The organism is Streptomyces daliensis, from assembly GCF_054782395.1.
Map to the genome: position 1 here is coordinate 134,996 of NZ_BAAGSO010000125.1, position 15,413 is coordinate 150,408.

9 protein-coding genes and 1 pseudogene are annotated in these 15,413 nt (G+C 74.2%); 5 read left to right on the top strand and 5 right to left on the bottom strand.

All coding sequences use genetic code 11. The features are described 5' to 3' along the window. Window positions 1-333 precede the first annotated feature (333 nt). A complete protein-coding gene (locus ACYVOO_RS36495; RefSeq protein WP_461020020.1) occupies window positions 334-2,529 on the bottom strand; it encodes a catalase in 2,196 nt (731 codons plus the stop codon). 74 nt (window positions 2,530-2,603) lie between these two features. Further along, a complete protein-coding gene (locus ACYVOO_RS36500; RefSeq protein ID WP_461020021.1) occupies window positions 2,604-4,442 on the bottom strand; it encodes a thiamine pyrophosphate-requiring protein in 1,839 nt (612 codons plus the stop codon). 366 nt (window positions 4,443-4,808) lie between these two features. On the opposite strand from ACYVOO_RS36500, the pseudogene ACYVOO_RS36505 reads away from it, so the two are divergent. Continuing rightward, a pseudogene (locus ACYVOO_RS36505) lies at window positions 4,809-5,603 on the top strand (SigB/SigF/SigG family RNA polymerase sigma factor); the annotation flags it as partial. Between the two features lie 192 nt (window positions 5,604-5,795). Here ACYVOO_RS36505 and ACYVOO_RS36510 read toward each other — a convergent pair. Next, on the bottom strand, window positions 5,796-7,022 hold the full coding sequence (locus ACYVOO_RS36510) for a PAS domain-containing protein (protein ID WP_461020022.1): 1,227 nt from the start codon (window positions 7,020-7,022) through the stop codon (window positions 5,796-5,798). 134 nt (window positions 7,023-7,156) lie between these two features. Here ACYVOO_RS36510 and ACYVOO_RS36515 point away from each other — a divergent pair, with 134 nt between their 5' ends. The 3 genes from ACYVOO_RS36515 to ACYVOO_RS36525 all read left to right on the top strand — a co-directional run bounded on the left by ACYVOO_RS36515 (window position 7,157) and on the right by ACYVOO_RS36525 (window position 10,609). Then, window positions 7,157-7,924 carry an ANTAR domain-containing response regulator gene (locus ACYVOO_RS36515; RefSeq protein WP_461020023.1) on the top strand — a complete coding sequence of 256 codons (768 nt, stop codon included), beginning with the start codon at window positions 7,157-7,159 and terminating at the stop codon, window positions 7,922-7,924. 111 nt (window positions 7,925-8,035) lie between these two features. After that, window positions 8,036-9,442 (top strand): aminotransferase class I/II-fold pyridoxal phosphate-dependent enzyme, encoded by a 1,407-nt coding sequence (locus ACYVOO_RS36520; protein WP_461020024.1) that lies wholly within the window; start codon window positions 8,036-8,038, stop codon window positions 9,440-9,442. After that, the gene (locus ACYVOO_RS36525; protein WP_461020025.1) at window positions 9,443-10,609 is read left to right on the top strand and encodes an MBL fold metallo-hydrolase; all 1,167 of its coding nucleotides are present in this window, start codon (window positions 9,443-9,445) and stop codon (window positions 10,607-10,609) included. It begins immediately after the preceding gene. 195 nt (window positions 10,610-10,804) lie between these two features. Here the strand turns inward: ACYVOO_RS36525 and ACYVOO_RS36530 are convergent, their stop codons facing one another. After that, window positions 10,805-11,467 carry a DedA family protein gene (locus ACYVOO_RS36530; protein WP_461020075.1) on the bottom strand — a complete coding sequence of 221 codons (663 nt, stop codon included), beginning with the start codon at window positions 11,465-11,467 and terminating at the stop codon, window positions 10,805-10,807. Between the two features lie 17 nt (window positions 11,468-11,484). Further along, the gene (locus ACYVOO_RS36535; RefSeq protein ID WP_461020026.1) at window positions 11,485-12,285 is read right to left on the bottom strand and encodes an MBL fold metallo-hydrolase; all 801 of its coding nucleotides are present in this window, start codon (window positions 12,283-12,285) and stop codon (window positions 11,485-11,487) included. A 257-nt stretch (window positions 12,286-12,542) separates the two neighbouring features. Between ACYVOO_RS36535 and ACYVOO_RS36540 the strand changes: the two genes are divergently transcribed. Then, window positions 12,543-14,651, top strand: coding sequence for a phage holin family protein (locus tag ACYVOO_RS36540; RefSeq protein ID WP_461020076.1), 2,109 nt, complete (start codon window positions 12,543-12,545; stop codon window positions 14,649-14,651). The last annotated feature ends 762 nt before the right edge of the window (window positions 14,652-15,413 follow it).

Sequence of the window (15,413 nt, forward strand, 5' to 3'; positions counted from 1 at the left end):
TCGGGTACAGCGGCTCGCTGGCCATGCCGGTGCAGGCGTGCTGGCGGGGTGTGGTTGGCGCGGCTCCCGAATACGGCGGCTCGCCGCCGGTGCCGTGTTGGCGTCGAGGCCGGTGCCGGTGTGCTGACGGGGTGCCGCTGCTCCGGCTCCCGGACACAGCGGCTGGCGGCCGGTGCCGTGTTGGCGTCGAGGCCCGGTGCCGTCGTGCTGACGGGGTGCCGCCGCTCCGGCTCCCGGAGCCAGCGCCCCGCCGCCCATGCCGGTGCAGGCGTGCTGGCGTGACGGTCCGTCGTGCCGCGCCCGGCACCGCTCGGCCGGGCCGTATGTGTGCCCTCAGCGGGGCATCCGGGGTCGCCCCCAGTGCCGGTGCGCGGCGATGGCATCGGCGAAGGCCGACACGAACTCCTCGGTCACCGTGCCGACCGCCGTGTCCGTCACCACACCGTGGTCCACGACGGTGCCGCCCCCGCCCCCGTCGCCCGCCGTGCGCAGCTCCTCCGGCGCCAGCGCGGCCAGCGCGCCGATGCCGGAGCCGAGCGCGGCGACGGGCTTGCCGTGCCGGTAGGCGTCCCGCACGAAGCGGGCGGCGGCGTGGCCGTCGGCGTCCCCGGCGCCTGGCGCGAGCGGGTCGCCGGACCCGCCGGGCAGCACCACGGCGTCGTACAGCACGGAGGCGACGGTCGGCAGCGCGCGATCGACCGCGCAGGCGGTGCCGTCGTCGTGGCCGTGGACCTCGCCCGCGCGAGGCCCGAGCGCCTCGACGACCGCGCCGCGCTCCTTCAGCGCGTCCCGCACCGCGTCGGCCTGCCGGGCGTCCACGCCGTCCGTGACGAGGACGGCCACCCGCCGCGTACGGATCGACCCGGAGCCCCTGGCCGCCTCCAGGCTGAGCGCGGGCGAGGTCACCTCGGGAGCGCCCGACGGCCCCCGCTCCCGCCCCCGCCCCCGCTCCTCCGGCACCGGCACCGGCACCCCCACCCCCTCCGCGACGGCGCGCGCCAGCCCGCCGTCGACGTCGCCCAGCCGCGCCACCATCCGCTCCCGCACGGCCACCGAGCCGACCCGGCCCAGCTCGAAGCGGAACGCCTCGACGATGTGCCGTCTCTCCCAGTCGCCGACGCTGTGCCAGAACAGCGCCGCCTGCGAGCAGTGGTCGGCGAAGCTGCCGCTGCGCCGCCGGGTCTTCGTCCCGCCCAGCCGCTCCGGGTGATGCAGGAAGACCCCGTTGGAACTCTCCGGTTTCTCTGGTTTCTCCTGCTCCTCCTGCTCCTCCTGCTTCTCCGGCTCGGCGGTGCAGCCGCCGCCCAGCGAGTGCGGCGTGTAGCTCGCCTGGCTGTGCAGCGCGTACTGGTGACGGCCGTCGCGCTGCGTCGTCCGTACGGGCGCCAGGGGCTTGTTGACGGGAAGCTGCGCGAAGTTGGGGCCGCCGAGACGGTTGAGCTGCGTGTCCATGTACGAGAAGAGGCGGGCCTGGAGCAGCGGATCGTCGGTGAAGCCGATGCCGGGCACGACGTTGGCGGCGTGGAAGGCCACCTGCTCGGTCTCCGCGAAGAAGTTGTCCGGGTTGCGGTCCAGCACCATCCGGCCGACCGGCTGCACGGGGACCTGCTCCTCCGGGATGACCTTGGTGGGGTCGAGCAGGTCGAAGTCAAAGGCGAACTCCTCTTCCTCCGGCACCAGCTGGACTCCCAGCTCCCACTCCGGGTACTCGCCCGAGGCGATGGCCTCCCACAGATCGCGACGGTGGAAGTCCGGGTCCCGGCCCTGGCACTCCTGCGCCTCGTCCCACACCAGCGAGTGCACGCCCAGCAGCGGCTTCCAGTGGAACTTGCAGAACGTCGAGTTCCCGTACGCGTCGACGAGCCGGAAGGTGTGCACCCCGTACCCGGGCATCATCCGGTAGCTGCGCGGCAGCGCCCGGTCCGACATCAGCCACATGACCGCGTGCAGCGTCTCGGGCTGGAGGGAGACGAAGTCCCAGAGCGTGTCGTGCGCCGAGGCTCCGGTGGGCATCCCGCTGTCCGGCTCGCCCTTGAAGGCGTGGACGAAGTCGGGGAACTTGATGCCGTCCTGGACGAAGAAGACCGGGAAGCTGCTGCCCACGAGGTCGAAGTTCCCCTCGGACGTGTAGAACTTCACGGCGAAGCCCCGGCTGTCCCGCACCGTGTCGGCCGAGCCGCGCGGGCCCTGCGCGGTCGAGAAGCGGACGAAGACGGGCGTGCGGACGGCCGGATCACGCAGGAACGCGGCGCGGGTGTAAGCGGCGCAGGACTCGTACGGCTCGAAGTACCCGTAGGCCCCCGAGCCCCGCGCGTGCACCACCCGCTCGGGTATCCGCTCGTGGCCGAAGTGGGTGAGCTTTTCGCGGAAGTGGAAGTCCTCCAGGAGCGTCGGCCCCCGTTCCCCGGCCCTGACCGAGCCGTCGGGCTGCCCGATCACCACCCCCTGGTCCGTGGTGAGCGGACCGTCCCCCTGACCGTTCACGCGGTGGGCGCCGCGCTGTCGCTGCTTGCCGTCGCTCTCAGGCATGGCGTGCTGCCCCAATCCTCGCGGTCGCGGGGGCGGTTACCCCTTCGCGCGAGAGCGAAACGACGGGTCGGCCGTCAGCCGTCACCCTCCTCCCGCGCCCCCTCACGCCCCGCCGAGGGATGCGGCTTCGCGCCCGGCAGGAACTCCTGGACCTTCGCCTTCAGGCCCTGCTTCATGACGGAGCCCCGCGCCGGGTCGCCCTTGAGGATCGAGGCGGCCGTCGCCTCCATCTGGTCCCAGGTGGCGTGGGGCGGGATCGGCGGGACGGACGGATCGGTGAGGAACTCGACGACCGCGGGCCCCTCGGCCGCCAGCGCCTCGCGCCAGCCGCGCTCCACGTCCTCCGGCTTCTCGACCCGGATTCCCGTGAGCCCCAGCGAGCGCGCGAACGCCGCGTAGGAGACGTCCGGCAGCCCCTGCGAGGGCGTGAACTGCGGGGAACCGCTCATCGCGCGCATCTCCCAGGTGACCTGGTTCAGATCCTGGTTGTTCCACACGCCGACGACCAGCCGCTGGTCCTCCCACACCGACCGGTACTTGGCCGCCGTGATCAGCTCCGCCATGCCGTTCATCTGCATGGCGCCGTCGCCGACCAGCGCCAGCACGGGCCGGTCCGGGTGGGCGAACTTCGCGCCGATCGCGTACGGCACACCGCAGCCCATCGTCGCCAGCGTCCCGGAGAGGGAGGCCCGCATGTCTCCGCGCAGCCGCAGATGGCGGGCGTACCAGTTGGTGGTGGAGCCGGAGTCCGCCGTGATCACGGCGTTGTCCGGGAGCAGCGGGTCGAGGCAGTGCGCGACGTACTCCGGGTTGACCGGGTCGGCCGACACCTCCGCCCTGCGCCGCATGACCTCCCACCAGCGGTCCACGTCGGCCATGACCTTCTCGTGCCACTCCAGGCCCTCGTCGTTGTGGCGCAGCTTCGGCAGCAGCCTGCGCAGGGTGGCGCGTGCGTCGCCGATCAGGTTGACCTCGTACGGGTAGCGCATCCCGACCATGTGCGGGTCGATGTCGATCTGGACGCCGCGTGCCTTGCCGAAATCGGGCAGGAACTGGCTGTAGGGAAGGCTGGAACCGATCGTCAGCAGGGTGTCGCAGTCGCGCATCAGCTCGTACGAGGGCCGGGTGCCCAGCAGGGCGATGGAGCCGGTGACGTACGGGAGGGTGTCCGGGAGCACGTCCTTGCCGAGCAGCGCCTTGGCGACCCCGGCGTTCAGCCGGGTGGCGGTCTCCTCGACCTCGGCGCGTGCCTGGCGGGCGCCCTGTCCGAGCAGGATGGCCACCTTCCTGCCGGAGTTGAGGACCTCGGCCGCGCGCTCCAGCGCCTCCTCGTCCGGCGCTGCCGTCCACTCGCTGCTGCCGAGGCTGGAGGGGACCATCTTGAACTCGTGCCCGGGTGCCTCGTAGGCCAGTTCCTGCACGTCGGCCGGGACGATCACGGCGGTGGGCGCGCGGCGCGCGTAGGCGGTCCTGATGGCCCGGTCGAGCACGTTGGGCAGTTGCTGGGGGACGGTGACCGTCTCCAGGTATGCCGAGGCCACGTCCTTGAAGAGGGAGTGGAGATCGACCTCCTGCTGGTACGAGCCGCCCATCGCTGAGCGTGCCGTCTGGCCGAGGATCGCGACGACGGGGACGTGGTCGAGCTTGGCGTCGTAGAGGCCGTTGAGGAGGTGGATGGCGCCGGGCCCCGAGGTGGCGGCGCAGACTCCGAGGCCGCCGCTGAACTTGGCGTAGCCGACCGCCTGGAGCGCCGACATCTCCTCGTGCCGCGCCTGGACGAAACGGGGCTGGTTCCCGGCCCTCTCCCAGGCGGCGAGCAGGCCGTTGATGCCGTCGCCCGGGTAGCCGAAGACGTGCTCGACGCCCCACTCGCGCAGCCGCGCGAGGACGTGGTCGGAGACCTTCTCGGACATGACGCTCCTCTGTTCGGCGCTGCTCGGCCTCGCTCGACCGGCGCTGCTCTGCTCGGCGGACAAGGGCGCGGGTAACCGGCCGGCGGGGGCGGAAACACGCCGTACGGGAGTGGTGCGCGGGCGGCCCCGAGAGGTGGGGAGCACGGGAGGGGGCGCATGGGAGTCACTTCCCAACTCCGTGGAAAGCGGGCCACGTTTGCCCTCTGCGCCCAGGGGCACCCGAACTGTCGTGCTTCGGAATGAAGGCACATCCGCGGGAGCGGCAGTTTTGCGCGATGGTGCGCTCTGCACGCCAGCCCCGCTTGTGCCTGCCCCGCGGTGACCGCTCGAACCACAGTCCACCGTGTATGGGGAGAGAGCGAAGCCATGACGACCGTACGCCCCCGTGCGAAGCACGCACGACACCCGCACGACGACGCCCCCGACACCGCCGACGACTTCCGCCGCATAGCGGAACTGCCCGACGGGCCCGAGAAGGACGAACTGCGACAGCGCGTGGTGCGAGCCTGGATGCCGATGGCCTCGCGGCTGGCCCGGCACTTCCGCAACCGGGGCGAGGCGCTGGAGGACCTCCAGCAGGTCGCCGCGCTCGGCCTGGTCAAGGCCGTGGCACGCTACGACCCGGCGCGCGGCAGCGCCTTCGAGAGCTTCGCCGTGCCGACGATAGTCGGCGAGATCAAGCGCCACTTCCGCGACCACATGTGGGGGCTGCACGTGCCCCGTCGCGTCCAGGAACTGCGCAACCGCGTCCGGGTGAGCATCCGCGAGCTGAGCCTCTCGCTCGACGGGCACACCCCCTCCGTCGCACAGGTCGCCGAACACTGCGGGCTGAGCGAGGAGGACGTCACCATCGGGATGGAGGCGCTGGAGAGCTACAGCACCCTGTCCCTGGACGCGGAACTCCCGGGCGCCGACGACGGCTACGCGCTCGTCGACACCCTGGGGAGCCCCGAACCGGGCTTCGACCGGGTCGTCTACCGCGAGTCCGTGAAGCCCCGGCTGCGGCGGCTGCCGGAGCGCGAGCGCCGCATCCTGTACCTGCGCTTCTTCTGCGACATGACGCAGAGCAGGATCGCCGAGCAGCTCGGCATCTCGCAGATGCACGTCTCCCGCCTCATCAGCCGTACCTGCACCCGCATCCACAAGGAGGTCGAGGCCGACCTGGAGCGCGAGCGCGAGGACGAGCTGGAGGACGCCGTGCGGCGGGTCCCCGACCACGCCGACCGGACGAAGGACGGCACCCCCGTGCCCTCCGCCACTGGGCAGACGGCGGAGGACGCGGACCCGGCGGACACCGCCGGTGCCGTGAACACCGTGGACGGCGAGACCGATGACGGGGGAGACGCCGGAAGCTCACATCTCGCTGCGGCGTAACGCGAACGCGATGTGCCGGGCCATCCGGTCCACGGCCCCGGCCTCGGCCAGTTCGAAGGCGCTCCTGCCGCCCGTACGCAGCAGGGTCAGCGCCCCCTGGACGGTGCTGGGGCTGTCGGGCCCCGAGTCCGGCTCCGTGCCCGTCGTCCCCGTGGAGAGCGGGACGCACAGCAGGGAGCTGGCCTCGGCGCGCACGAGCAGGGGCGCCCCCGTCTCGTCGCAGCCGAAGGCATCGGGGTCCTCCAGGCGCGCCTGGAGGACCCCGGCGCGTCTGTCCACGGCGTCGGCCACCACGGGGGAGGCGGCGGGCGCCTGGGCCGAGACGGCGTCGCGTACCTCGCCGCTGGAGGCGAGCACGGCCGAGCGGCACAGGGTCTCGCTCTTGCCGCCCGTGTCGAGGATGACCCAGTCGGCGAACCGCCCGTGCAGCACGGCGGCGGCCCGCGCCGCGACCGCGTCCCGCGCGGGCGGGGCCGTCAGCAGCGCGGTGGCCATGTCATCGATGAGGTCCAGGAGTTCGGCGTGCCGCGTCATCTCCGTCAGCGCGGGCCGCGCGGTCGCGGGCTGCTCGGCGGGCGCGGGCTCCCTGCGCACCGCGGCGGGCCCGCCACGGCCCGGCGCCGACGGGGCGGTGTCCCCGTACGTCTGGAAGACGGTCAGCACGGCGGTGCGCGGCTCCTGCGGCGGGCGCAGCGCCGTCAGCGTGGCCCGCAGCGCGCCGCTGCGGGGCGAGCTGCGGTCCGGCGGGCGCAGAAGCTGCACGTGCAGGCTGCGGGCGCCCTCGCCGCGCGCGACAGCGGCGACCTGCGAGCGGAAGGTGGGGCGGCCCTCGTGGGTGAACGAACCGGCCAGCGCCCTTCCCGTCGCGTAGCCGGGGCGCATCCCGAAGAGCTGGGTGGCCGCCACGTTCAGCCGCCGCACCACCCCGTCCCTGTCCAGCAGCGCGACCGCCACGGGCAGCCGCTGGAAGAGGGCGCGCAGCAACTGGTGCTCATGGGCGTCGTCGCGCCCGCCGTTGCGCTTGCCCGCGGCGGCCAGCTCCTCGTAGCGGGGCCACAGGACCTCGGCGGCGTGCTGGAGCTCGAAGAGCGCCGCGTCGAGGGCGGGCAGGGCCTCCGAAGAGGGCAGCGCTCGTGCGGTACGCAGTTCCTCGACGCGCCTGCGGAACGCCGCGAGATCGGCGCCGTACTCCTCCACGTCGGCCATGCAGCTCAACGTAGCCGCTGGGGACGTGCCCGGCCCATATCTCCGGCTCATTCACGGAGATTCCATGAGATCCATGCCGAGGGTGTGTGCGTCCGTCCGTTTTCTGATCACCCCCGCTGGGCAGCCGCTCGCATGTGAAGCTTCCGCGATCCGCCACGTCGCTCCCCGCCGACCGCGTCTCGCTGGAGACGGACGAGGGACCAGGGGAGACGTCCCAGGGGCGCAGTCTCGCCCATCTGGCCGAGGAAGCGGCGCGGTGCACGCCCGACTGCTGCGCCGCCGCCGTCACCGCCAGCTACACGCCGGGCTCGGACGCGGGCGCGGCCCCCGACGTCCCGCTCGCGGTCACCCATCCCGACCTCTCCGGGCTGGTCGGGCTCCAGCTCGAATCCGGCGAGGGGCCCATACCCGAGGCGCTGGCGGGCGGCGAGCCCGTCAGCGCCGACGATCTGCTCCACGAGACGCGCTGGCCCGCCTACCGTGCCAAGGCACTGGACGCCGGGCTGCGTTCGAGCACGACGCTCCCGTACCGCCGTGAGGGCCTCGCGCTCACCATCACGGTCTTCTCCTTCCGCCCGTACCGCCTCGCCGACGCCGTCACCGGCAGCGCCGCGCTCCTCGCCGACCTCGCCACCACCGTCCTGGTGCGGGACAGGCGCTACCGCGAGGCGCTCGCCGAGGTCGAGCAGCTCGACTCGGCGCTGCGGTCCCGGCCTGTGGTGGACCAGGCGTGCGGGATCGTCATGGTCGTGGTCGGGTGCGACGCGGACGAGGCGTTCGCCCTTCTGCGCCGGATGTCCCAGCGCACGAACCGCAAGCTGTACGACCTCGCCGAGGCGCTCGTCAGTACGCGCGGGCGCGGCGCCGAGGAGGAACTGCGGAGGATGAGCCGGACGCCGTAGCGGCGGGTGTCCTCACGTGTCGTCGCGTGCCCGTTTCCTGCCCTTCTGCGAAGGTGGACGGGTTGGTTGCGGGGTTGTCTGATGTACGGATAGCGGCGGAGGCAAGGACGCATGCGGCGCAGCGACCGGGGCGGGCACGGTGACGCGGGCGGGCACGGTGACCGGGGCGGGCACGGTGACCGGGGCGGGCGCGAGGGCTCAGGGCACACCCGCGCCCACACCCCTCCTTCCGGTTCCGCGGGCTTCGCGGGCGCGCCCGATGACGACGCCGGGCCCGAGGGTCCCGGCGCACGGCACTCGGCCACGGCGCTGGCCGCCTGCGGGTACTGGCGGCGGCGCGGCATGCACACGGAACCCCGGCAGGTCGTCGTCGCGCCCGGCGCGCCGGTGCTGCTGCTCGCCGTCCTCGCGGCGACGGGCGGCGGCGCGGGCATCCTCGCGGGTGCGGGTGCGGGTGCGGGTGCGGGTGCGGGTGCGGGTTCCGGTTCCGGTTCCGGTGCGGGGCCGGGCGCGGGGGAGGCCCCGGCACGTCCCGGTACCGGCAGCGTCCTGCTGCCGCGCCCGAGCGCGGCCTGGCACGCCCCGCAGGCCCGCCTGCTCGGCCGCCCCCTGCACACCGTGCCCGTGCCCGCCGAGTGCGGGGGCGTGCCCGATCCGTTCGCGCTGCTGGAGACGGTGCGCAGGGCCCGCGCCGAGGGCGAGGACCCGAGGGTGCTCGTGCTGTCCGTCGCCGACGAACCCACCGGCACGGCAGCGCCGCCCGAGCTGCTGCACGAGGTCTGCGAGGCGGCGGCCGACGAGGGGCTGCTGATCGTCAGCGACGAGAGCTGGCGCGACACCTCGCACGACCCGCACGACACGGTCGTCGTCAGCCCCGCCGAGATGCTGTGCGGCGGCCCGCACGGCGACTCCGTCGTCGTCCTCACCGGGCTCGTGCCCGCGCTGCTGCCGCCGGGGCTGCACGCGGGCGTCGCGCGCTTCCCGGGGACGGAGCGTGGCGGGGAGCTGTCGGATGCGGTACGGGACGTGCTGGAGGTGCTGCACACGGAGCTGTCGGATCCCGTCGCCGCCGCCGCTGCCGAGGCGCTGTCCGAGGCGGCGCCGCTGCGGGAGGCGAGGACGGCGGCGGCCCGCGCACACGGCGCGCTGGCGGCGGCCCTTGCCCGCGCGCTCGGCGACGCGGGGGTGCTGTGCCGCCCGCCGCACGCAGGCCGCCACCTCTACGCCGACCTGGAGCCGCTGCGCCCCCGGCTCGCCTCGCGCGGGATCAAGGACGCCGCGGGGCTGGAGGCCGAACTGGTGCGCCGCCTCGGCCCGTACGCGAGCGGAGGGCACCGGTTCGGTGATGATCCGCGGGCGCTGCGGGTACGTGTGTCGACCGAGGTGCTGGCCTCGGGCGATGCCGCGGGTGTGCTCTCACTCACCACTTCGGACCCGCTGGAATTGCCCGGCGTCGCACGGGCGTTGCGGAAAGTGCGTACGGCGCTCACCGATCTCACAGATGGGAGCCCTGAATAGATGTCCGAACAGACCGATCAGCGCTCGGGCGACGGCGGCTCCGGTCCCGGCCCCTCCGTCCCGCGTCGTCCGCCGGGGCACGGGGACGGAAACGGTGACGAGAACGGGCACGGACACGGACGTGGGCTCGGCCCGGACGTCGCCACGGACCCCGGCACGCGGCCCGCGCTCCCCGCGCCGCACCCCCTCGGAGCCCGCCGCCTGTGGCCGCGCTCGTTCGCCGACCGGCTGACCTCCCCGCTCCCCGGCGTGCGCGCCATGACGCGGATGGCCCGCGAGGGCTCGATGCGCCCCGGCGCGGAGGCGCTGCGCGAGCTGTCACGGCTCCCGTACGAGCCGGGCCCCGTGCCCGACGTCGACGCCTCGACGGTCGCCGTCACCTGGGCGGGGCACGCGAGCTGGGTGGTGCGCGTCGGCGGGCTCACCGTGCTCACCGACCCCGTCTGGTCGCGCCGCATCCTGGGCACGCCCGCGCGGGTCACGCCGGTCGGTGTGCCGTGGGAGGAGCTGCCGCCCGTGGACGCGGTCGTCATCTCGCACAACCACTACGACCACCTCGACGCCCCCACCCTCCGCCACCTGCCGCGCTCCACGCCCCTGTTCGTGCCCGCCGGACTCGCCAAGTGGTGCCGCAGGCGGGGCTTCACGCGGGTCACCGAGCTGGACTGGTGGGAGGGCGCCGAGCTGCCCGCGCGGGGCGGCGGCAGCGTCCGCTTCGACTTCGTCCCCGCGCACCACTGGTCCAAGCGGACCCTGACCGACACCTGCCGCTCCCTGTGGGGCGGCTGGGTGCTGACCGACCCGCTCGGACAGCGCGTGTACTTCGCGGGCGACACCGGTTACGGGCACTGGTTCGCCGAGATCGGCGGGCGCTACCCGGACATCGACCTCGCGCTGCTGCCCATCGGCGCCTACGACCCCCGCTGGATGCTCCGCCCCGTCCACACCGACCCGGAGGAGGCGGTACGCGCCTGCGAGGACGTCGGCGCGCGGGCGATGGCACCCATGCACTGGGGCACCTTCCTGCTCTCGGGCGAGCCGCCCCTCGACCCGCTGAAGCGGGTGCGCGCGGCGTGGGAGGCGACGGGGCGCCCGCGCGAGGAGCTGTGGGACCTGCCGGTGGGCGCGTCCCGCGTACTGGACCGACGGCTGACGACGGGCGGCTGACGGCTGACGTCGCCGGGCTGACGGGTTGACGGACCGATGGGCCGACGGTCTGCGGCTGACGCGCCGGGCCCCGCCGGACCCGCTTCGTCGGGCCGGTCGGGCTGATGGGTTGACGGGCTGCGGCTGACGCACCGGGCCCCGTCCGGACCCGCTTCGTCGGACCGGTCCCGGGCTCCCGCCGTCGTGCCCCGCCCGTCACGCCCCTCGCTGCGGTGCCCCGTGCACGCGGCGCCACAGCGAGGGCAGCGCGCTGATCAGCAGCGTCAGCGCGACGGCCGCCACGACGCCCTCCCAGGGCTCGGGGAACAGCGAGCCGCCGACCACGCCGATCACCTGGTACGTCACCGCCCACGCCAGGCAGGCCGGGATGTCGCCGCGCACGAACTCCCGCAGCTTCATGCGGGCCAGCAGACACGCCAGCATGACCGGGATGCGTCCCGCGGGGATCAGCCGCGACAGCACCAGGACGGCCACCCCGTGCGCGCGCAGCTTGTCCTGCGCCTGGGCCAGGCGCTCGGGCGCGGCACGGTCGCGCAGCCGCTCCAGCCAGCGCGACCCGTTCTTCGAGCCGACCCCGCGCCGCCCCAGCCAGTACAGCCCGACGTCCCCGAGGAACGCCGCGAAGGCGGCCAGCCCGAACACCTCCAGCAGCGAGACGACGGGCACGCTCTGGTGCAGTGCCACGACGGCGGCGCCGCTCACCAGGGCCCCGGTCGGCACGACGGGCACCAGCGAGCCGAGCACCACCAGCAGGAAGAGCGAGGGGTAGCCGACGGCCTGCTGGGTGGACTCGGGCGGGACGGCGGCGCGTGCCGCGTCGGCGAGCAGCGCCTGGCCGAGGCCGCCCAGCTCCGTCAGGTCCGCCAGTCTGTCGATCACCTGGCGGCCTCCAGCCGTACGCGCTCGCCGTGCGCCAGCTTGTGCACGGCGACGTCGGGGGCGAGCCGCCCCGCCAGGCGGACGAACTCGTCGCCGGGCGCGTGGAACTCGTGCGGCCTGACGGCGTCCATGCCGATCGGCCAGTAGGTGCCGTAGTGGACGGGCACGGCGCTCTTCGGGTTCAGGCGGGCGAGGGCCCGCGCGGCGCGCCCCGCGTCCAGGTGCCCCTCGCCCAGGTACGGGCCCCAGCCGCCGACGGGCAGCAGCGCCACGTCCACGGGGCCGACCGCCTCGGCCATGCCGTCGAACAGCCCGGTGTCACCGGCGAAGTATGTGCGGGCCTCGCCCGTGATCACATAGCCGAGCGCGGCGGCGAGGCGCGGGCCGTAGTTGAGCCGACGCCCGTCATGCGCCGCGGGCACGGCCCGCACGGTCACGGCTCCCGCTCCCGTTCCGGCCCCAGCACCGGCGTCGACCTCCTCGCCCGCCTCGACCTCGACCACGTCCAGCAGATGCCGCAGCCGCCGCAGCCCGGGCACCGCCCGGGGGGCGCCGCGCGGCACGACGACGCGGGTGCCGGGCGCCAGCCGGGCCAGGGAGCCGACGTGGAGATGGTCGGCGTGCAGATGGGAGACGAGCACAAGATCGGCGCGGGTGGCGGAGGGCGGCGGCAGCTCGCCGCGCCGCCTGCGCAGATGCGCCATGCGGCGCACCAGCAGCGGGTCCGTCAGCACGGTCACCCCCGAGTCCCGCACCGTCGTGGTGGCATGTCCCCACCACGTGACCTCCACCGGCACGGACTCTCTCCCTTCGCCTCGCCTGCCGACCTCGCCGACCCCGCTACGGGCGACGGCCTAGGGCGCGCCTACGAGCGTAAGCGCTCGGACCTCCGGGCCCGGGGCCGACGCGGGCACCACGCCCCAGGGCGGGCCCCCGCCCCCGTAGACGCTGTGAAAAAGTGGAGAATGTCCCGCGTGTGCGGAGGGGGCCGGACGCGGGTGGGCCGCGGGCCGGGCGGAGCGGAGACGAGGAAGAAGAGGAGGCGGGCGTGCGGCTGCGGTTGCGGTTGCCACCCTGGCGGCGCCTGGGCGCCGCGGCGCTGCGGATACTCGCGGTATGGGCGGTCGGCACCGTCACGATGCTCGTCCTCGCGGGCATCCTGCCCGACTTCCGGCTCCAGTCCTCCGACGGCGACAGCGCCACCCTCATCGGCATCACCGCCGCCATCGGCGCCGGTGTCTTCGGCCTGCTGAGCGCCCTGGTGTGGCCCGTCCTCGTCCGGGCCCTGCTCCTCGTGCCCGCGCTGGTGCTGGGACTGCTGGTTTTCTTCCTCAACGGCTCGCTGCTGCTGCTCGCGCTGTCCCTCATCCCGTACGGGCACGGCTCGGCCGACCCGGAGACCGCCGTCGTCGTGGCCGCCGTCATGTCCGCCGCGTCCTCCGCTGCCAGCACCTTCCTCACCGTGCGGGACGACGGCGCCTACCGCCGCCGCCTCTCCCGGCTCGCCGACCGCGACCGCCGCCGCGCGAACGCGGGGGAGGGGCCGCGCACCCCGGGCACCGTCTTCCTCCAGCTCGACGGCCTCGGCCACGAGGTGCTGCGCGAGGCGATCGAGCCGCCCGACGGCTCGGCCCCGCTGATGCCCACCGTCGCCGCCATGGCCACGGGCTCGCACCGCCTCACCCCGTGGCGCACCGACTGGTCCAGCCAGACCGGCGGCAGCCAGCTCGGCATCCTGCACGGCAGCAACGAGGACGTGCCCGCCTTCCGCTGGTACGAGAAGGAGACCGGCGAGGTCATCGTCAGCAACCGGCCCACCAGCGCCGCCGAACTCCAGCGGCGCGCCGTCGAGCGCACGGGGGACCGTGGACTGCTCGCGCTGGACGGCGCCAGCCGGGGCAACCTCTTCAGCGGCGGTGCCGGGCAGGCCGCGCTCGTACTGTCGGTCTCCGTGCGCAGGGGCAGGGAGAACCGCTCCCGCGCCGGATACTTCGCCTACTTCTCCGACCCGGCCAACGCCACCCGTACCGCCGTCTCCTTCGTCGCCGAGGTGCTGCGGGAGATCGGGCAGTCGGTCAGGGCGCGGCTGCGCGGCAAGGGGCCGCGCGTCGGGCGCGGCGGGCTCTACCCCGTGGTGCGGGCCTTCGCGACGGTCGTGGAGCGGGACGTGGTCGTCGCCGCCGTGCTCGGCGACATCCTCAGCGGGCGCACCGCCGTCTACGCCGACCTCGTCGGCTACGACGAGGTCGCCCACCACTCGGGCCCGCGCGGGCGCGACATCCGGCAGGTGCTGCGGGGTCTTGACCGCTCCATCGCGCTGATCGCGAAGGTCATCGAGAAGGCGCCCCGCCCGTACCACCTGGTACTGCTGTCCGACCACGGGCAGAGCCACGGCGAGACCTTCGAGAGCGCCTACGGGCTCACGCTGGAGAACCTCGTGCGCGCGGGCTGCGGGCTGCCCGTGCCGCGCAAGGCCGGGCGCACGCTCAGCGGGGGCGAGGCGCGGGCTGCGGCCCGTGCGGCGCTGCACCGGCCCGAGGAGTGCGGCCAGGAGCCGCCGCGCAAGCCGCCCAGGACGGCGGGCCCCGTCGTGCTGGCCTCGGGCAACCTCGGCCTCGTCTCGTTCCCCGACGTGCCGGGCCGCATGTCCAGGGAACAGCTCGACGCACGCCACCCCGCGCTGCTGCGTGCCCTCGCCGACCACCAGGGCATCGGCTTTCTGCTGGTGCGCAGCGAGGAGCACGGGGCCGTCGTGCTCGGGCCGGGCGGTGCGGAGCACCGGCTGGCCACCGGGGAGATCGTCGGGGGCCGCGACCCGCTGGAGCCGTTCGGGCACGGCGCGGCCGACGCGGTGCGGCGCACGGCGGGCTTCCCGCACGCGGCCGACATCATGGTCAACTCCGCCGTCGAGCCCCGTACAGGCCGCGTCCACGCCTTCGAGGAGCAGATCGGCTCCCACGGCGGCCTGGGCGGCGAACAGAACCGGGCCTTCCTGCTGTCGCCGCTCGTCCTCTCGGCCCCGGCGGACGGTGAACTGGTCGGCGCGGAGAGCGTGCACCGGGTGCTGCGACGCTGGCTCGCGGAGGCGGCCGGGTCGCCCGGTACGTCCACGTCACCGCCTGCCGGGCCCCTGGAGTCGGCGGACGCGGCGCTTCCGGCGTAACGAAACGGGGGGTTACCCCTTCATGCTGGTGTGCCTCTTCACGGGGTGCGGGGTGAAGGTCACACGGGGTGCCTGTTTCTTGTGGGGGTGCGCCTGGGGGGGGTGCCCCTTTGGGGTTTCGTTCGCGTGTGGCGGGCCGGTGGCACGGGTTGTGCCCACCCGTCCCGCCAGCGGGACGATTGCCCACAACATTTTTGTGCCGCTGCACGGGGTGCGGCGTTTTTCGGGTGCGGGTGGGTGGCTGCGGCGCGGCCTATGGACCGGTAGTTCGCGGCTGGCGCCGCGTGGTTCTTGGTTTGTGCCGGTGGTTGTGGGGTTGGTGTGTGGTGGGGGTCGGTGCCGTGCCGGGGTGTCTCCTCGGGCGGCGACAAGTGCGGGTCGGCTTTTCGGCTGCCTGCACATACTCGTCGCCACCACTTGCGGGGACACCCCACCACGTCCCCTCCCACCCGGTGGCCACCAGCAGGTCGGTGCCCCCTCACCGGTGGCCATCAGCACCACCGTTGTGGGCAGGCGTTCCGCATGGCGAGGGGGCACCTCCCAGCGGTAGCTGGGGGAGGGTGGGCACAACCCGTGCCACCGGCCCGCAGCACGCGTACGCACCCCCAGGGGGCACCGGGGGATGGCGTCCCCCGGGCAAGGGCACGGGTGGGGCCTTGGCGCACCCGGAGTCGGATAGTGGGCCACCGGCGGGACGGGGACGGGGTGGGGTGTCCCCGCAGGTCGAGAAAGTCACCGGCCGAGAGACAAGGACGAGACCTT